Here is a 17,826-nt window from a genome sequence, read left to right on the forward strand (position 1 = left end):
GTCGACAGTATGTCGGAACCCGAAGACCCGCGGGTGAACAGTTCAGGCGTCGGTCGCGGCGAGCTGCCCGCAGGCCCCGTCGATCTCCTTGCCGCGCGTGTCGCGCAGGGTCGTGGGGATGCCGGCGTCGTCGATGCGGCGCACGAACTCGCGCATGACGGCGGGCTCCGAGCTCGTCCAGATGGAGCCGGGCGTCGGGTTGAGCGGGATCGGGTTGACGTGCACCCAGCCGCGCCCACGCTCGTTGAGCTTCTCGGCGAGCAGGTCGGCGCGCCAGGCGTGGTCGTTCATGTCTTTGATGAGCGCGTACTCGATCGACACCCGCCGACCGGTCTTCTCGAAGTACTCGCGCGCCGCGTCGAGCGCCTCGTCGACCTTCCAGCGCGAGTTGACGGGGATCAGCTCGTCGCGCAGCGCATCGTCGGGCGCGTGCAGAGACAGGGCGAACGTCACGGGCAGGTTCTCGTCGGCAAGCTTGCGAATCGCCGGCACGAGACCGACGGTGCTGATCGTCACGTTGCGCGCGGACATCCCGAGCCCCGTCGGCTGCGGCGCCACCATCGTGCGCACCGCGCTCATGAGGCGGTTGTAGTTGGCGAGCGGCTCGCCCATGCCCATGAACACGATGTTGCTCACGCGCTCGGGAGTCGTCTCGCCGCGCTTCTTGCCGCCGAGCTCCCCCGCCGCGATCGCCGCGTTGGCGCGCACCACCTGGTCGACGATCTCGGCCGCCGACATGTTGCGCGTGAGCCCCGCCTGGCCGGTCGCGCAGAACGGGCAGTTCATGCCGCAGCCGGCCTGGCTCGACACGCACAGCGTGATGCGGCCCGGGTAGCGCATGAGCACGCTCTCGACGAGAGCGCCGTCGTGCAACTTCCACAAGAACTTGATGGTGTCGCCGTTGTCGGTGCGCAGGCGGCGCACCTCCGTGAGCAGCGGGGGCAGGATGCCCGCCACGAGCTCCTCACGGCCTGCGGCCGGCAGATCGGTCATCTGCGCGGGGTCGGACGTGTGGTGCGTGAAGTAGTGGGTCGACAGCTGCTTCGCGCGGAATTTCGGCAGACCGAGGTCGACGACGGCTTTCTCGCGCTCGGCGACGCTCAGGTCGGCGAGGTGCACGGGCGGCTTGCCGCGCTTCGGCTCCGCGAACTGCAGGGCCGGGCGGCCGTCGGGGCCGAGCTTCTGCTGCCAGCCCTCCGCCTTCGGGCGAATCTGCGGTCGCTCGACCGCTGCGCCGTTGTTGCCGATACCGCGTGCAGAAGCCATGCCTTCAGGGTACGGGGCTGAGACTGCATGACATGCATAAGCCCAGAACTGATGAGAGGTGGGTTATCAGGCGTTCTGCGCGGCGACGATGAGCAGGAACCCGAGCCCCGCGAGCCCCCAGCTCGTGAGACTGCCGATGAGGAACTCCTCCGCCTTCGACCCCGTGCCGCGGTCGGCTGAGATCTCGGGGAACCGCACGATGCCCTTGGCTGCGAGCAAGGCGGCGATGAGGGTCGGGGCGCCCGCGAGGGCGAGGAAGACGATGAGCAGCCGCTCGAGCGGGCCGATGATGCGGCCGCCGAGCAGCGGGCTCGGCGCCGACTCGTCGGGTGCCGCGGCGCGAGGCTCGATGCTGCCGATCGTGCGGCTGCCGAGGCGCAGCCGCCAGCCGGAGGCCGCCGCGGGCGCGCTCACGCTCCCGCCCCGCGCGGCGGCGAGGATGGCGCGCGTCACGAGGTTCGCCGTCGTCACGAGCGAGACGCCGACCGCAAGGACGACGAACGCGACGGCGGAGTCCAGGTCGAAGGCCGCCCAGCCGTCGAGCGGCCCGTTCGGCAGGCTCGGCCACGGGCCGGCCCACGCTCCGAGGGCGACGGCGGCGAGCAACACCGCGACCGGCCACCACGGGGCACGAGCGTCGTCGTCGATGCGGAGGGCGAGCATCCAGACGATCGCGACGATCGCGGCGGTAACGACGAGGGCGACCGGCAGACCGAGCGCGAGCCCGGGAGCGACGATGAGGGCGACAGCGACGAGCGCACCGACCACGGGGTGCGCGCTGCCCGGTACGCGTCGGCGCGCGATATCGCCGAGCCCGACACCGAGGAGCAGCAACGCGGCGATCACGAGAGGACCTCCGCGAGGGCGCGATCGGCAGCGACGAGCGCGGCTGCGCCCGAGCGCCGGAGGTTCTGTGAGACGGCCGATTGGCTGATGCGCTCGGCCGCGGCGAGCTCGCTCTGCGTCGCGCCGCTCAAGGTGCCTGCGGCCAGGCGCCGCGCGCGGGAAGACATCGTGTCGATGAGGTGGTCCCGCAGCAGCAGATGCGCGTTGAGCGCGTTGACCCGCGCCGCGTCGGCCGGGTCGCCGACGAGCCAGCTGCGGGCATACGGTGCCGCGCGCTCCTGGTCGCGCTCCACCTTCTCGAGGGCCTCCCGTGCGCGCCACCAGGCCGAGCCGTCGTAGATGGGCCCGCGATCCCCCTCGCCGACCTCGCGCATGTCGCCCTCCCCCAGGCCGAAGCGGCAGTCGACCTCGGGCGGTAGCGCGAGCCGCACGAGCGCGGTCGCGCGCGCGGCGTCGGCCGCCGCCGCGAAGACGGCCTGGAACTCGTCGCCGACCGTGGCCCACAGCGGCACCGCGACGGGAATGTCACGGGCAGCGGCCTGAAAGGCGTCGAGGATGGCGGACTGCGCGAGCGCGCGGTCCGCGAGCGCGCGCGAGTCGACGATGTCGACGAGCAACGCCACGCGAGTCTCGGCCATGTCATAAGTCTAGCAGTGATATTGGCACGAATATAAGCAGTTCCGCGCAGGCGCGGGCACGGCGTACCGTTAGGGGTATGACGCCTCACGAGAACTCCGCCACGACCGAGGCCGATTCCGCCCCGACGACCGTCCCCTTCACCGAGCTCGGGCTCAGCGACGCCGTGCTCGCCGCGCTGCGCGACGTGGGGTACGAGCATCCCAGTGCCATTCAGGCGGCGACCATTCCGCCGCTGCTCGCCGGTCGCGACGTCGTCGGCCTCGCCCAGACCGGAACCGGCAAGACCGCCGCCTTCGCCCTGCCGATCCTCTCGCGACTCGACCTCGCTCAGAAGACCCCGCAGGCCCTCGTGCTCGCCCCCACGCGCGAGCTCGCCCTGCAGGTGTGCGAGGCCTTCGAGAAGTACGCAGCCCACCTGCCCGGCGTGCACGTGCTGCCCGTCTACGGCGGGCAGGGGTACGGCGTGCAGCTCTCCGCCCTGCGCCGCGGCGTGCACATCGTCGTCGGCACGCCCGGCCGCATCATGGACCACCTCGACAAGGGCACCCTCGACCTCACGGCCCTCAAGTACCTCGTGCTCGACGAGGCCGACGAGATGCTCAAGATGGGCTTCGCCGAAGACGTCGAGACGATCCTCGCCGACACACCAGACGACAAGCAGGTCGCCCTGTTCTCGGCGACGATGCCCGCCGCGATCCGCCGCATCTCGCAGCAGCACCTGACCAACCCGCAAGAGATCACCGTCAAGACGAAGACGACGACCTCGGCCAACACGAGCCAGCGCTACCTCGTGGTCTCGTACCAGCAGAAGGTCGACGCCCTCACGCGCATCCTCGAGGTCGAGAACTTCGAGGGCATGATCATCTTCGTCCGCACCAAGAACGAGACCGAGACGCTCGCCGAGAAGCTGCGCGCTCGCGGCTACTCGGCCCAGGCCATCAACGGCGACGTGCAGCAGGTGCAGCGAGAGCGCACGGTCGAGCAGCTCAAGTCGGGCACCCTCGACATCCTCGTCGCCACCGACGTCGCCGCGCGCGGCCTCGACGTCGAGCGCATCAGCCACGTCGTCAACTTCGACATTCCCACCGACACCGAGTCGTACGTGCACCGCATCGGCCGCACGGGCCGCGCGGGCCGCAGCGGCGCCGCGATCAGCTTCGTCACGCCGCGCGAGCGCCGCCTGCTCGACGCGATCGAGCGCGCGACGCGCCAGCCGCTCACGCAGATGCAGCTGCCGACCGTCGACGACGTCAACGCCACGCGACTCGCGCGCTTCGACGAGGCCATCAGTGAGGCGCTCACGAACGAGGGGCTCATGAGCACCTTCCGCGACATCATCGGCCACTACGTCGAGCACCACGACGTGCCGGAGGCCGACGTCGCCGCGGCGCTCGCTGTCGTCGCGCAGGGCGGCGCATCCCTGCTGCTCACCGAGGACGACATGCGCCCGCCCCGCATGGAGCGAGACGATCGGGATGCCCGGGGCGCCACCCGCACGGATCGAGCCGAGCGCGGCGAGCGACCGCCGCGCCGCGGCACCGGCCCCGCGCTCGCCCCCTACCGCATCGAGGTCGGCCGACGTCACCGGGTCGAGCCCCGCCAGATCGTCGGAGCGCTCGCCAACGAGGGCGGCCTCAGCCGCGAGGACTTCGGCGCGATCGACATCAAGCTCGACTTCTCGGTCGTCGAGCTGCCGGCGTCGATGCCGCCCGCGACGCTTAAGAAGCTCGAGGCGACGCGCATCAGCGGGCGCCTCATCGAGCTCAAGCCCGACCGCGGGCCCCGCAAGCCGCGCACCAAGCGCCCCGCGCGCACCGACTGACGATCAGCGCGACGCCCACCATGCGGCCAGCAGCGTCTCAGCGTCGCGGTCGTGCACGCGCTGCCAGTTCTTGCCGCCTCGCGCGAAGGTCTGGCGCACGGCCGGAGGAATCTCCGCATCGTCGAGCGGATCAGCGGCCCACGTGCAGGGGCGCACATGCACGAGATCCACGTCACGCGCTTCGGCGGTGTCGTCACGTCGGTACTCGCCGCTGAGGCGTCCGCAGTGCACCCGGCCCCGAGCATCCCGGGTCACGACGACCGCGCCATCGGGCGCCTCGACGAAGCGCTGCAACCGCCGCGCGAGGCGCTCATCGGCCGGGCGCGCGCCCAGGCCGACGACGCCGAGACGCAGGGCGCGCTCGACCGCGGCACCGTCGTCGACGACCGTCGTATCGCGCGATCGCATCGGCGCCCGGAACACGGGAGACGCGAGCGTCACCGCGCCGCACCGGTCCGCGCGGCCAGCCTCTCCAGGCACGCCAGCACGCTCACGAGCGCGACACGGATGGTCTGCTCGACCACGTCCGCCGGCTCGCCGGAGAACTGCACGGTGCACACCTCGGCGCCATCCGGACCGACAACGGCGAGCATGACCGTTCCCGCAGGGTGACCCTCAGCACCCTCGGGCCCGGCCGCACCCGTCACCGCGACCGCCACCTCGGCCCGCAGCAGCTCCGCTGCGCCGCGCGCCATCTGCTCGGCGCAGTGCTCGCTCACGACAGGCCCTCGAGGCACCCCCAATGCGGAGAACTTCGCCTCGTCCGTGTAGGCGACGACACCTCCCGCGAACCACATCGATGCCTCCCGCGCCTTGCCGAGCGCGGCCGCGATGCGCCCCGTCGTGAGCGACTCAGCCGTGCAGACGCGCACGCCAAGAGCGAGAACGCGGTCGGCGATCTCCGAGGCGATGTCATCGACACCGCGCGTATCTGCGCCCAGCTCGGAGCGCATCACCCCGACCCGACGACGACGATGCTGATCGTCACTCCGAGAGCGATGGTGAGCATCGTGGCGTACAGGCCCGCGAGCGTCAGCAGGCGCACCCTCCGTCGCGACACCACCATCCGCGTGGCGAGCATCGCGAGAAGCAGGGTCGCGGTCGCGATCATGCCCACAGCGGGCAGAGCCCATCCGCCCGTGCTGGCAAGCAGCAGGAACATGACCGTCAGCAGCACGGCCGTGATCGTGGCGATCACGAGCCAGGTCGTCCCCTGCGACGAGGTGAGCGCAGGCTGGTGGCGCATGCGCGTCCCGTCGAACCGGTTCGTCGCCATGGCTCGCCTCCCCACTGCGCGTCGCTCTGCTCGGCTCGCGGCCGCGACCCGATGATGTGCGCTCGAGGCTAGCCTCTCCGGCGTGCAGGCGACACCGCGCCTGAGTGAAAGCTGAGCACTCGAGGCCGCCCCGCGAGGCGGATGCGCCGTACTCTGTTCGCACACGCGGCGTCAAGTCCCTTCTACCCCCGTTCGGGGGGTACTACAGTGTGGGCACACCGTTCCAACCGCGCGGCAGGTGGGTGTCGCGCTGACGCAGGGGGAAACCATGACGATCATCACCGACAGGCGCGAGTCGACGACGACCGCGCGCACGCCGCTCGTCCAGTGGAAGGTCGTGCCGCACTCGCCGGCACTCGTTCTCATCGGGTACTGCGGCGACGTGCCATCCGCCATCATCGAGCGCGACAACGGTCAGCGCTATCGACTCGTCAGTTGCCGCGGAGCCGAACTGGGGTCGTTCGAGACCATCAGCGAGGCCCAGGCCTCGTTCGAAGAGAGACTGAGCAGCTGACGCATCCGGCGGCCGCGTCACGAGGGGGCTCACGGCGCGGCCGCCACTTCTGCCCTCGCCTCAGTCGGTGCCGGTGTCGAACGCCGCACCCTCGCCGGCGGCGTCGAAAGCCTCGCTCAACGCGTCGCGGGCATCCGGATCAGCGGGGTCGAAGACCTCGTCGGCGTGTCCGGCCGTGATGCGGCCGACGAGCTTGGCCGTCGCGCCACCGATCATGCGCTGAGCGGCATACTGCTCGAGACGGGCGCGCGAGTCGGCGATGTCGAGGTTGCGCATCGTGAGCTGGCCGATGCGATCGGTCGGGCCGAAGGCCGCGTCGCCGACGCGCTCCATCGAGAGCTTCTCGCCGGCGTAGGAGAGAGCGGGGCCGTCGGTGTCGAGGATCGTGTAGTCCTCACCGCGACGCAGGCGCACCGTGACCGTGCCCGTGACAGCCGAGCCGACCCACTTCTGGATGGACTCGCGCAGCATGAGGGACTGCGGGTCGAGCCAGCGGCCCTCGTACATGAGGCGGCCCAGACGGTGACCCTCGGCGTGGTAGTTCGCGATCGTGTCCTCGTTGTGGATCGCGTTGAGCAGCCGCTCGTAGGCGAGGTGCAGCAGCGCCATCGCGGGCGCCTCGTAGATGCCGCGGCTCTTCGCCTCGATGATGCGGTTCTCGATGTGGTCGCTCATGCCCAGACCGTGCCGGCCACCGATCGTGTTGGCCTCCATCACGAGGTGCACGGGGTCGCCGTACTCGACGCCGTTGATGGCGACCGGGCGGCCCTCGGCGAACTCGATCGTGACGTCCTCCGTGGGGATCTCGACGGAGTCATCCCAGAACTTCACGCCCATGATCGGCTCGACCGTCTCGAGCGAGACGTTCAAGTGCTCGAGGGTCTTCGCCTCGTGCGTGGCGCCCCAGATGTTGGCGTCGGTCGAGTACGCCTTCTCGGCGGAATCGCGGTACGGCAAGCCGTGCGCGACGAGCCACTCGCTCATCTCGGTGCGACCGCCCAGCTCGGTGACGAACTCGGCGTCGAGCCAGGGCTTGTAGATGCGCAGGCGCGGGTTGGCGAGCAGGCCGTAGCGGTAGAAGCGCTCGATGTCGTTGCCCTTGTAGGTGCTGCCGTCGCCCCAGATGTCGACGCCGTCCTCCTTCATGGCCTGCACGAGCATCGTGCCGGTCACGGCACGGCCGAGCGGCGTCGTGTTGAAGTAGGCGCGGCCTCCGGAGCGGATGTGGAAGGCGCCGCAGGCCATGGCGACGAAGCCCTCCTCGACGAGCGCCTCCTTGCAGTCCACGAGACGGCTGATCTCGGCGCCGTACTCGGTCGCGCGGCCCGGCACCGACTCGATGTCGTCCTCGTCGTACTGCCCCAGGTCGCCCGTGTAGGTGCAGGGCACTGCGCCCTTGTCGCGCATCCAGGCGACGGCGACGGAGGTATCGAGCCCTCCGGAGAAGGCGATGCCGACGCGCTCGCCGACGGGCAGGGAAGTCAGAACTTTAGACACGCCCTCCACCCTAACGGCGGTCGGAAGCGCTCTGCTCCTCCTCCGACTCCTGAGCCGGGGCCACCTCGCGCGGCGCGAACTGGCCGGTGAGCGCCAGCACGACGACGAGCACGAGCGGCACGATCCACCCGCTCCAACCCAGCACGGTCGCCTGGGTCGTGTCGAGCACCTCGCCAGCAGCGACGAACACGATCGAGAAGCCGGCCGCGGCGTTGAACGCGCCGTGCGCGAGTGCGGGCGCCCACACGCTTCCCGAGCGCAGACGCAGCCAGCTGAATACTGCTCCGATCAGGATGCACATGCCGCACATCATCACGACTCCGAGCCACCCCGGCGCGAGCGGGTAGTTGTAGCCCAGAAGCACGAGGGGCGCGTGCCACAGGCCCCAGATGACGCCGGAGAGCAGGATCGCCGGCAGCACGCCGATCGGGAAGGGCAGCGCGGGTGCTCCGGCGGCCTCGAGCTGGGCATCCGTGACCGCCTGGAAGCCGCTGAAGCCCACGAAATCGGCCGGATACAGGCCCAGAAGCGCGCCGATCGGCAGCGCCGCCAGGATGAGCGCGACCGGCACGACGATCGCGAGCGCGAGATAGCCGAGGAACCGGCCGGGGCGCCCGAGCGGCCACAGGCCGAGGGCGTGGGCTCGCCGAGCGGGCTTCTCGACGAAGAACACCACCACGAGCGCGGCGACAGCGGGCGTCGCCATCATCAGGAGCGCGATGAGACCGAAGAACGGGCTCGTGAGGCCGTCGCCGAGTCACAGCGGGAGGGCGACGAGCCAGCTGAGCCCGAAGGCGAGAGCGAGGAACACGGCTACGGAACGCATGGTGACGAGCATGCCGAAGACCGCGCGCTCGTCGCATCCGCCGCGAGACGGAGATGGCGGGCTCGAACGCGCTGAAGAATCACGATTGGATAACGAGAGCGCCGGTCCGCGGAGGCTCGAACGGCCGCTCGATCCGCACGTTGGTGCTGATCTGGTGCATCTCGAGGCCCGGGAGGCCGGTTGGCACGCGGCACGCGCACCCTGTTATCGTCGCCCGCTGTCCCCCGGTGTCGCGTCCGACACGGCCGGTTCGGGATCATCCGCCCCCACGTCCGCGCGCGGCACCGAGATCGATGCCGCACGTCAGGCGCTCGAGAGCGGAAGCCACCGATGGCTTTCCTGCACGGCGCGTGCACCCTGTGTCGCTCTGTGCCTCTCGGCGCTCGGACCACTGATCCAAGACCTCACCCGCATCGCGGCGAGGCACAGGAGACCGTGACTGACGAGATCGCATTGAAGGCCGAGGGTCTGTACAAGATCTTCGGGCGCCGCAGCACCGAAGCACTCCGACACCTGCGTGACGGCGGCGCGAGCGCCGACCTCGACTCCGAGACCACCGCCGCCGTCATCGACGCCGGCTTCGAGGTCACGCGCGGCGAGATCTTCGTCGTCATGGGCCTTTCCGGCTCGGGCAAGTCGACTCTCATCCGCATGCTCAACGGGCTGCTCACCCCGACTGCGGGCACCGTGGAGATCGGCGGGGAGCCCCTGACGGGCATCCCCGCGCGCCGCCTGCGCACCCTGCGTCAGAAGCGCGTCTCGATGGTCTTCCAGCACTTCGCCCTGCTGCCCCACCGCACCGTGCTCGAGAACGTCGCATACCCGCTCGAGATCCGCGGCGACTCGCGCGCCTCGCGCCTCGAGGCTGCACGCAAGACGATCGAGCTCGTCGGCCTCGGCGACTGGGCCGAGTCGATGCCCGACGAGCTCTCCGGCGGCATGCGCCAGCGCGTCGGCATCGCCCGCGCTCTCGTCGCCGACACCGACGTGCTGCTCATGGACGAGGCGTTCAGCGCGCTCGACCCGCTCATCCGCCGCGAGATGCAGGAGCAGCTGCTCGAGCTCCAGGAGACGCTCGGCAAGACCATCGTCTTCATCACGCACGACCTCAACGAGGCGATGTTCCTCGGCGACCGCATCGCCGTCATGCGGGACGGCCGCATCGTGCAGGTCGGCACGCCGGAGGACATCCTCACCGACCCCGCCAACGACTACGTCGAGCAGTTCGTCCAGGATGTCGACCGAGCCCGCGTGCTCACCGCGTCGAGCGTCATGGAGCCCGCGAAGGGCGTTGCGCTCGCGAGCGCCGGGCCGCGCGCGGCGCTGCGCACCATGCGGGACGAGCAGATCTCTGCCGCGTTCGTCGTCGGTCGCGACCGCCGCCTCCTCGGTGTGATCTCCGATCGGGATGCCCTGCAGCTCGTCCGCTCGGGGGCCACCGATCTGGCGAGCGCCGTGAGCGACGACTACTCGGCCGTGGAAGCCTCGACGGCGCTCCTCGAGCTCGTCGTCCCCTCGGTGGAGTCGCCCCTGCCGCTCGCCGTCACGGATGAGAAGGGGCGCCTTCTCGGCGTCGTGCCGCGCATCACGCTCCTCATCGCCCTGGGCGGCGCCCAGGCTCCTACGGAGGAGATCGCGGTGCTCGAGCCGCCGCTTCCCGTCGCGATGGTCGACAAGGCGCTGCAGGACTCGTCCGATGGGCAGACCACCGCGAAGGAGGTGCGCTCATGACCGATCTCTTCCGCATTCCCTTCGGTGACTGGATCGAGGGCGGCGTCGACTTCGTCGTCGACAACTTCGCCGCATTCTTCGGCGTCCTGCGCAGCATCTTCCTCGGCATGTACGACGCCATCGGCTGGGTGCTCGTCACACCGCCGTTCTGGGTCATCATCATCGCCGTCGCCGTGGTCGCGCTCTTCGCGCGCGGCTGGCTCTTCGCTCTCGGGTCGACGCTCGGTCTGCTCTTCATCGTGTCGGTCGACCAGTGGGTCAACGCGATGGATACGCTCGCACTCGTCCTCGTCGCGGCCTTCATCGCGACGGTGATCAGCGTGCCGCTCGGCATCGCGGCGGCCCGCACGACGACGTTCTCGACGATCATGCGCCCCGTGCTGGACTTCCTGCAGACGATGCCCGCCTTCGTCTACCTGATCCCGGCGCTCCTGCTCTTCCGGGTCGGCGTCGCCCCCGGCATCGTCGCGACGATCATCTTCGCGCTCGCCCCCGGAGTGCGACTGACCGAGCTCGGTATTCGCGGCGTCGACAAGGAGGTCGTGGAGGCCGGGCGCGCGTTCGGCTCCTCGCCCGGTCGCATCCTGCGCCAGATCCAGTTGCCGCTCGCACTGCCGACGATCATGGCCGGGGTCAATCAGATCATCATGCTGTCGCTGTCGATGGTCGTCATCGCCGGCCTCGTCGGCGCGGGTGGACTCGGTGGCGAGATCGTCGCGAGCCTCGGGCGTCTCGACACGGCCCTCGGCGCCGAAGCGGGCCTTGCCGTCGTCGTGCTCGCCATCCTGCTCGACAGGCTCACCGGCGCCTTCGGGCGCAAGCAAGGGCTGTATGCGCGCCTCCGGGCCGCGAACGCCGCTCGGCAGCGCACGGGTGCCCGCAACGAGACGCCCGCAGAGTCAGACGACGAGGCCTCGGTGGCCATGGCCGCCGGCCCTCGCCGCTCCCCCGGCGGCAACTGACCCCCAGACCCGCGTTCGCGCACCAGCGCGAGCGTGCGTGCCGCCCTCGGTGACCCGGGGGCGACCACGTGAACGACCGCGGGAGATCCCCGTAGGTCACGAAAGGAGACACTATGACGAAGCGCCGCAACGCGCTCCTGGCCGCCTCGGCGGCCGCCGCTCTCGTGCTCGCCGGTTGCGCCGGCGAGACCGGTGAGAACGGCAGCAACGGCGACGAGGGTTCGCCCGAGTCGCAGGGCTCGATCACCCTCGCCGTCTTCAACGGCTGGGACGAGGGCATCGCGACCTCCGAGCTGTGGAAGGCCATTCTCGAGGACGAGGGTTACGACGTGACCCTCGAGTACGCCGACGTCGCCCCGCTCTTCGCGGGTCTCTCGACCGGCGACTACGACTTCACGACCGACGTCTGGCTGCCCGGCACCCACGCCGAGTACGTCGAGGAGTTCGGCGACGACATGATCGACCTCGGCCCGTGGAACACCGAAGCCGCACTGACGGTGGCCGTGAACGAGGATGCCCCGATCGACTCCCTCGAGGAGCTCGCCGCGAACGCCGACGCCTTCGGCAACCAGATCGTCGGCATCGAGCCCGGCGCCGGCCTCACCGCCGCGATGGAAGACGCCGTCATCCCGAACTACGGCCTCGACGGCATGGAGTTCACGACCTCGTCGACCGCCGCGATGCTCACCGAGCTCGAGGCTGCGACGAGCGCCGGCGAGAACGTCGTCGTGACGCTGTGGGAGCCGCACTGGGCCTACGGTGCGTTCCCCATCAAGAACCTCGAGGACCCTGAGGGTGCTCTGGGCGAGGCCGAGGGCCTGCACATCTTCAGCCGCACCGGCTTCGACAGCGACTTCCCGCAGGTCGCCGACTGGCTCGGCAACTTCGAGATGTCGCTCGACCAGCTCTACGACCTGGAGAACCTCCTCTTCGTGGACAACGACACCGACGACTACGGCCCCCTCGTGGACCAGTGGATCGCCGACAACCAGGAGTACGTCGACTCGCTCACCGAGTAAGTCGTCCCTCCTCACGAACGCCGGTCGCCTTCGGGCGGCCGGCGTTCGCCGTCTCGTGCTCGTTGCACGCGCGAAACCTCTGTGACACGAGCTCGCTTTACGGTTGACGGTGGCGTCGCTGCTCCGAGACGGCGCTGGCCTCGAGGAGGAGCCCGTGACCGGTCCCCGTTTCCCCCGTCGTCGGCGCTTCGTCGTGGCGGTGTGCATGGCGGCACCCGCACTCCTCATGAGCATCGCTCTCTCCCTGCTCCCGGCACCTGCATCTGCATCTGCATCTGCCGAGACGGCAGAGTCAGGGGGAACCATCGTGTACGAGGGCGGCATGCAACTCTCCTCGTCCGACGGTTTCACCGTCGACGTCACCGCTCGGCTCACGGTCGAGTGCGCCAACGACGCCAGCTGCACCGCTCTCGTCGTCATCACCGGGGGCGACTTCGTCGCTTCACCGACGAACGACCAGGCACTGCCCTTCGCGGCGGGTCGCGCCAGCGCCGACCTCCCCTACTACGGAGACATCTGCCAGTTGCGTTTCATCGGCGCCGGCGCCGTGACCGTCGACGCGACACCCGATGTGGCCATCGTCACGAGGCAGTCAGCACCTGTCTCGACGAGCTGCCCGGACGGCTCGACCGCGACCGCGTCCGCCGCCACGGTGAGCGGCACGCTCTCCTACGTCTCCGGGGCCTCCTGCCTCAGCGACGGCACGTGCCCGACACCCACGCCGACACCGACCCTCACGCCGACCGAGACCGCGAGCCCGATGCCGACCACGGCCACCATCGAGCCGGCCGTCGCAACAGAGGCGCGGGACTGGGACGACCCCGGCGTCCTTTCCACACTGCGCCCCTTTCGCAGTATCGGCACCCCCTCTGCCGCACTGTGGAGCGTCACAGGCGCCATCGTCTTGAGCATCCTCATCGCATTGCCCACCGTTCTGCTCGACGCGACGAGCGAGCGAGTGACGGAGCGCGCCGAGCAGCGGCGACGTGCGCGGGGGCTCGCGCCGGCTGACCCCTCCGCGCGCCCGCCGCTCACGGTACTCGGCTGGCCCGCCGCCCTCGCCGGGTTGCTGGTCGCCGCCACCGCCTCGACCTACGTCGACCCCGAATTCGCTTTCGATGCGGCAGGCTGGCGCACGGCAGCGGGCATCGACGCCGGATTCCTCGTCGTCATCGCCCTCGGATGGGCGGTCGTCACCGCCGTCATGCGCTCGATCCGGCCCCAGTGGCGACCTCGCATCGAATTCCGGCCCCTCACGTTGCTGTTCGTCATCACCGCTGTCGCGTTCAGTATCGTGAGCGGCTTCCAGCCCGGCGTGGTCTTTGGTCTCGTCGCGGGAGTGGGGTTCGCGGGCTCGATCAGCGAGCGCGCTCGTGCCGGCTCGGCCCTGATGCTCGCGGGTTTCATGGTCGTCACCGGCGCTGCGGCATGGGCGGGTTACAGTCTGCTCGTACCCGTCTTCGACAACCCCGACCTTCTGCAGCTCCTCGCACTCGAATGCCTCGCGGCAATCACCATCGCTGGCTTCTCGGCCCTGCCCATCGCTCTGCTGCCCCTGCGTGGCCTCCTCGGCCGGGCCGTGTGGCAGTGGAGCCGCCTCGTGTGGGTCGGCCTCTACGCGATCGCGGTGGGCGCCTTCCTCTTCGTGCTGATCCCCCTGCCGGACTCTTGGCAGTGGGTCGAGCTGGACTACCTCGCGTGGGGCATCGGCTACGCCGTCTACTGCGTCGTCGCCGTCATCGCGTGGGCGGTCTCCGCGCGCGGGGCAGGTAGCAGCGCTACGACGTAGCCTTCTTCGCCGCCTTGGCAGCGCGCTTGAACTCCCGCACCTCGGCGAGCGTCTCGGGGCTCGTGATGTCGGCGACCGAGCGGCGTGAGCCTTCCACCGCGTAGTCCCCGGCCGCCTCGCGCCACCCGGGCGCGTCCACACCGTACTGCTTGCCGAGGAGGGCGAGGAAGATGCGCGCCTTCTGCTCGCCGAAGCCGGGCAGTGCCTTCAGCCGCCTCAGAACCTCCGCGCCGTCGGGCTCGCCCCGCGTCCACACTGCCGCGGCGTCACCCTCCCAGTCGCTCACGAGCTGCGCGCACAGGGTCTGGATGCGCGCGGCCATCGAGCCGGGGAAGCGGTGCACAGCGGGCGACTGCGCGCACAGCGCGGCGAACTTCTCGGGGTCGTGCGCGGCGATGGCGCGGGCATCGAACGACCCGAGCCGGTCGCGAATCTTCGCCGGCCCCGCGAACGCGACCTCCATGGCGACCTGCTGGTCGAGGAGCATGCCGATGAGCAGGGCGAGCGGCTCGGTCGAGAGCAGGCGGTCGGCGTCGGCATCACCCGTGATGTGCAGTTCCTTCGTCATGCCTCCATGGTCGCACCTGAGTGCACGACCCGGCAGTCTCGCTAGGGTGCACGCGACCGACCGACCGACCGAAGGAGGGACGACCATGCCCGAGAACAACGACAATCCGAGCCTGAAGAACCCCGAGATGTACGAGAAGCTGCGCGATGACGGCGCGTCGAAGGAGAAGGCGGCTCGCATCTCCAACGCTGCGGCGCGCGACGGCGAGAGCACTGTCGGGTCGCGCGGAGGCGACGCGCCGCCCTACGAGGAGTGGACGGTGGAGGAGCTACGAGACCGCGCGCGGGAGCTCGACCTCAGCGGCTACAGCGACCTGCGCAAGGAGGAGCTCATCGAGCTGCTGCGCTCGCACTAGCCGCAGGACGCGCGACTACACCGTCTGCGGCAGAACGCGCCTCAGGACGTCCGCGAGAGTCACGACCCCGAGCATCCTCTCGCCGTCCATGACGACCGCGAGCTGCACGCTCGCCTCGCGCATGCGCGACATGACCTCGTACACTGGCGTTCCCGCAGCGATCACATAGGCCGGGCGCGCGGTCGCGGCGGCCGGCGACTGCGGCGCGGCGAGCAGCGTGTCGCGCACGTGCACGACATCCGGTGCGCCGCTCTCCGTATCCAGAAGGATGCGCAGGTGGCCCGAGGCCATCGCGACCTCCTGCACGTCGGCGACGGTCGCGCTGGCGGGCACGGACGTAGGCGGGCTGTCGGCCGAGACGAGCGACTCGACCGTGAGCGACTGCAGGTCGATGATGCCGCTGATCTGCCGGCGGAACTCCGGCTCGAGCACACCCGCCTGCGCCGAGTGCTCCACGAGCTGGCGAATCGTGTCGGCATCCTGACCGCCGACGGCCGCGCGGTCGACAGGTTCGACGCCCGTCGCGGCCACCAGCCGGTTGGCGATCGCATTGACCCAGCGCAGCAGCGGCCGGAAGACGTTGACGAAGAATCGCGAGGGAATGCCGATGATGCGCGCCGACACCTCTGGGTGCGCGATCGCCCACGACTTCGGCGCCATCTCTCCGACGACGAGATGCAGGAACGTCACGAGCAGCAGGGAGAGCGCGAAGGCAGTCGCATCGGATGCCCATTCCACGAGTCCCCACGAGGTGAACAGCGGGCCCAGCCACGCGTCGACGGCCGGTTTCGTGACCGCGCCGAGCGCGAAGGTGCACGCCGTGATGCCGAGCTGCGCGACCGCGAGCATCATCGTGAGCTCGTTGACGCCCTTGAGGGCGGCTCGCGCCGACCTGCTCGTGGTGGCCTGCTCCTCCAGACGATGGCGGCGGGCGCCGAGCAGCGAGAACTCGATGACGACGAAGAACGCGCTCAGGGCGATGAGCGCGACCGTCGCGGCAAAGACGACCCAGCCGTTCATCGGCCCGCCTCCTCGGTCTCGCGCGGGTCGTCCGCGTCGTCGGGCGTCGGTGGAGCATCCGCGTCGTCGGAGCGGCCGGGCGTCTCGATGAGGCGAACGCGCACCTCGCTCGGCACGTGGCGATCCACCTCGAGCACGTCGACCTCGAGATGGCGAGTGGGCGGGTGGTCCTCCACGAGATCGGCGCCGTCGATAGGCAGCTCCACCGTCACGGTGTCGCCTGCCGCGGGAAGCTCGCCTCGCGCGGCGATGAGCAGACCGGCGATCGTCTCGTAGTCGCCGCGCGGGAGATCATGGCCGACGGCGCGCTCCACCTCGTCGACGTGCACGTCGCCGTCCATGAGCCAGATGTCGTCGCCGTCGGGCACGACGAGCTCGCTCACATCCTGATCGTGCTCGTCGGTGATCTCGCCGATGACCTCCTCCGCGAGGTCTTCGAGCGTGAGGACGCCCGCGAAGCCGCCGTACTCGTCGATGACGCACGCCAGCTCGTTGCGCGTCGACGTGAGCTGGGTGAGCGCGTCGGGCAGCCGCATGAGGGTGGGCAGCACGATCGTCGGGCGCATGAGCTCGGCGACGGGTGTGTCTCCCCCGAGGGTCGTCTCGAGCACGTCGATGAGGTGGATCACGCCGAGCGGCTGCTCGTCTTCACCGATCACCGGGTAGCGCGTGTGGGCCGTCGCCATGAGCTCGCGAATCTCGGCGAGCGTCGTGCCGGGCCGTGCGATGTCGACCTGCGAGCGCGGGATCATCGCGTGCTCGACGTCCTGCTGCGGGAAGTCGAGGATGCGATCGAGCATGAGCGACAGCTCTTCGGGCAGGTCGCCGCTGTCGCGCGAGTCGCCGATGATGCGCTCCAGGTCGACCGCGGTCGCGCTCGAGTCGACGTCGTGCACGGGCTCGATGCGCAGTGCCTTGAGCAGCAGGTTCGCCGAGGCGTCGAACACGGTGATGAGCCAGCCGAACACAGCGAGGTAGATGGTGGTCGAGCGGGCGAGCCAGCGCGCGAGCGGCTCGGCGTTCGCGATCGCGAGGTTCTTGGGGAAGAGCTCGCCGAAGATCATCTGCACGACGGTCGCGACGACGAGGGCGAGCACCGTGCCGACGGTGATGCTCACGGCCGCCGGCACGCCGACGCCGCCCAGCAGGTGCCCGAGGGACTCGCCGACGAGCGGCTCGGCGACGTATCCGACGAGCAGGCCCGTGATGGTGATGCCGAGCTGGGCGCCCGAGAGCATGAACGAGTTGCGCTTCGTGACGGCGAGCGCGCGCTCAGCGGCCTTGTCACCGTCGGCCGCGCGCGCCGCGAGGCGCAGTCGGTCGACCGACATGTAGGCGAACTCCTGCGCGACGAAGTAGCCGTTCGCGGCGATGATCACGATGATCACGACGACGCCGACGAGCAGCGAGACGATGGCCTCGATCACGATCGGCTCACGAGGGAGATGCGCACGAGGTCGAAAAGGCCTGCGTGACGAGAACGATGGTCAGATCGACTATGGCTCGGGTCGTCAGACGACGACCCTGTTGTCTTCGCGGTGCGATCCACGGGTGTTCGGTGCCTCCAGGCATCGGTGAGTCAGTGCTCTCAGATTACCGAGTCGCCTGTGGCCCTGCTGAGAACTCCCCCGCGCCCGCCGCTGCCCACCCCCGGGCATCTCCACAATTCAGGAGTGGAGTCGCTTAACGGGGCGCT

18 protein-coding genes are annotated in these 17,826 nt (G+C 69.9%); 7 read left to right on the top strand and 11 right to left on the bottom strand.

The genetic code is table 11. From position 1 onward, the window contains the following. Positions 1-42: 42 nt before the first annotated feature. The 3 genes from rlmN to HUJ41_RS07195 all read right to left on the bottom strand — a co-directional run bounded on the left by rlmN (position 43) and on the right by HUJ41_RS07195 (position 2,750). On the bottom strand, positions 43-1,266 hold the full coding sequence (gene rlmN, locus HUJ41_RS07185; protein ID WP_179871982.1) for a dual-specificity RNA methyltransferase RlmN: 1,224 nt from the start codon (positions 1,264-1,266) through the stop codon (positions 43-45). 66 nt (positions 1,267-1,332) lie between these two features. Then, complete coding sequence (locus tag HUJ41_RS07190) at positions 1,333-2,112, bottom strand: hypothetical protein (RefSeq protein ID WP_246299185.1); 780 nt, start codon at positions 2,110-2,112, stop codon at positions 1,333-1,335. Then, on the bottom strand, positions 2,109-2,750 hold the full coding sequence (locus HUJ41_RS07195; RefSeq protein WP_179871983.1) for a SatD family protein: 642 nt from the start codon (positions 2,748-2,750) through the stop codon (positions 2,109-2,111). Before HUJ41_RS07195 ends, HUJ41_RS07190 begins: the two co-directional genes overlap by 4 nt. 77 nt (positions 2,751-2,827) lie before the next feature. Here HUJ41_RS07195 and HUJ41_RS07200 point away from each other — a divergent pair, with 77 nt between their 5' ends. Next, positions 2,828-4,573 carry a DEAD/DEAH box helicase gene (locus HUJ41_RS07200; protein ID WP_179871984.1) on the top strand — a complete coding sequence of 582 codons (1,746 nt, stop codon included), beginning with the start codon at positions 2,828-2,830 and terminating at the stop codon, positions 4,571-4,573. A gap of 3 nt (positions 4,574-4,576) precedes the next feature. On the opposite strand, the gene HUJ41_RS07205 is transcribed toward HUJ41_RS07200, so the two are convergent. The 3 genes from HUJ41_RS07205 to HUJ41_RS07215 are packed head-to-tail and all read right to left on the bottom strand — an operon-like array spanning position 4,577 to position 5,849. Beyond that, positions 4,577-4,981 (bottom strand): GAF domain-containing protein, encoded by a 405-nt coding sequence (locus tag HUJ41_RS07205; RefSeq protein ID WP_179871985.1) that lies wholly within the window; start codon positions 4,979-4,981, stop codon positions 4,577-4,579. Positions 4,982-5,010: 29 nt separating this feature from the next. Next, a complete protein-coding gene (locus HUJ41_RS07210; protein WP_179871986.1) occupies positions 5,011-5,526 on the bottom strand; it encodes a CinA family protein in 516 nt (171 codons plus the stop codon). Beyond that, on the bottom strand, positions 5,526-5,849 hold the full coding sequence (locus HUJ41_RS07215) for a hypothetical protein (protein ID WP_179871987.1): 324 nt from the start codon (positions 5,847-5,849) through the stop codon (positions 5,526-5,528). The genes HUJ41_RS07210 and HUJ41_RS07215 overlap by 1 nt, the downstream gene beginning before the upstream one ends. A 268-nt stretch (positions 5,850-6,117) precedes the next feature. On the opposite strand from HUJ41_RS07215, the gene HUJ41_RS07220 reads away from it, so the two are divergent. Continuing rightward, complete coding sequence (locus tag HUJ41_RS07220; protein WP_179871988.1) at positions 6,118-6,363, top strand: hypothetical protein; 246 nt, start codon at positions 6,118-6,120, stop codon at positions 6,361-6,363. Positions 6,364-6,423: 60 nt separating this feature from the next. Here HUJ41_RS07220 and argG read toward each other — a convergent pair whose 3' ends face one another. Together argG and HUJ41_RS07230 are read right to left on the bottom strand one after the other, a co-directional pair. Next, the gene (argG, locus tag HUJ41_RS07225) at positions 6,424-7,860 is read right to left on the bottom strand and encodes an argininosuccinate synthase (RefSeq protein WP_179871989.1); all 1,437 of its coding nucleotides are present in this window, start codon (positions 7,858-7,860) and stop codon (positions 6,424-6,426) included. Between the two features lie 10 nt (positions 7,861-7,870). After that, positions 7,871-8,569 carry a CPBP family intramembrane glutamic endopeptidase gene (locus HUJ41_RS07230; RefSeq protein WP_246299186.1) on the bottom strand — a complete coding sequence of 233 codons (699 nt, stop codon included), beginning with the start codon at positions 8,567-8,569 and terminating at the stop codon, positions 7,871-7,873. A 552-nt stretch (positions 8,570-9,121) separates the two neighbouring features. Here HUJ41_RS07230 and HUJ41_RS07235 point away from each other — a divergent pair. The 4 genes from HUJ41_RS07235 (at position 9,122) to HUJ41_RS07250 (ending at position 14,187) form a co-directional block, all read left to right on the top strand. Continuing rightward, positions 9,122-10,417, top strand: a complete 1,296-nt coding sequence (locus HUJ41_RS07235) for a quaternary amine ABC transporter ATP-binding protein (protein WP_224744405.1) — start codon at positions 9,122-9,124, stop codon at positions 10,415-10,417. Further along, positions 10,414-11,379 (top strand): ABC transporter permease, encoded by a 966-nt coding sequence (locus tag HUJ41_RS07240; protein WP_179871991.1) that lies wholly within the window; start codon positions 10,414-10,416, stop codon positions 11,377-11,379. The genes HUJ41_RS07235 and HUJ41_RS07240 overlap by 4 nt, the downstream gene beginning before the upstream one ends. Positions 11,380-11,492: 113 nt before the next feature. Then, the gene (locus HUJ41_RS07245; RefSeq protein WP_179871992.1) at positions 11,493-12,398 is read left to right on the top strand and encodes a glycine betaine ABC transporter substrate-binding protein; all 906 of its coding nucleotides are present in this window, start codon (positions 11,493-11,495) and stop codon (positions 12,396-12,398) included. 154 nt (positions 12,399-12,552) lie between these two features. After that, on the top strand, positions 12,553-14,187 hold the full coding sequence (locus HUJ41_RS07250) for a hypothetical protein (protein ID WP_179871993.1): 1,635 nt from the start codon (positions 12,553-12,555) through the stop codon (positions 14,185-14,187). Here HUJ41_RS07250 and HUJ41_RS07255 read toward each other — a convergent pair. Further along, a complete protein-coding gene (locus HUJ41_RS07255) occupies positions 14,177-14,755 on the bottom strand; it encodes an HhH-GPD-type base excision DNA repair protein (RefSeq protein WP_179871994.1) in 579 nt (192 codons plus the stop codon). The two genes, HUJ41_RS07250 and HUJ41_RS07255, sit on opposite strands and share 11 nt — an antisense overlap. An 85-nt stretch (positions 14,756-14,840) precedes the next feature. Between HUJ41_RS07255 and HUJ41_RS07260 the strand changes: the two genes are divergently transcribed. Continuing rightward, entirely contained in the window at positions 14,841-15,110 is a 270-nt protein-coding gene (locus tag HUJ41_RS07260) for a DUF7218 family protein (protein ID WP_179871995.1), read from the top strand. Between the two features lie 15 nt (positions 15,111-15,125). On the opposite strand, the gene HUJ41_RS07265 is transcribed toward HUJ41_RS07260, so the two are convergent. Beyond that, positions 15,126-16,130 carry a hemolysin family protein gene (locus HUJ41_RS07265; RefSeq protein ID WP_179871996.1) on the bottom strand — a complete coding sequence of 335 codons (1,005 nt, stop codon included), beginning with the start codon at positions 16,128-16,130 and terminating at the stop codon, positions 15,126-15,128. Then, on the bottom strand, positions 16,127-17,557 hold the full coding sequence (locus HUJ41_RS07270; RefSeq protein WP_179871997.1) for a hemolysin family protein: 1,431 nt from the start codon (positions 17,555-17,557) through the stop codon (positions 16,127-16,129). Before HUJ41_RS07270 ends, HUJ41_RS07265 begins: the two co-directional genes overlap by 4 nt. Between the last annotated feature and the right edge of the window lie 269 nt (positions 17,558-17,826).

The sequence above is a fragment of the Microcella indica genome (assembly GCF_013414345.1).
GTDB lineage: Bacteria > Actinomycetota > Actinomycetes > Actinomycetales > Microbacteriaceae > Microcella > Microcella indica.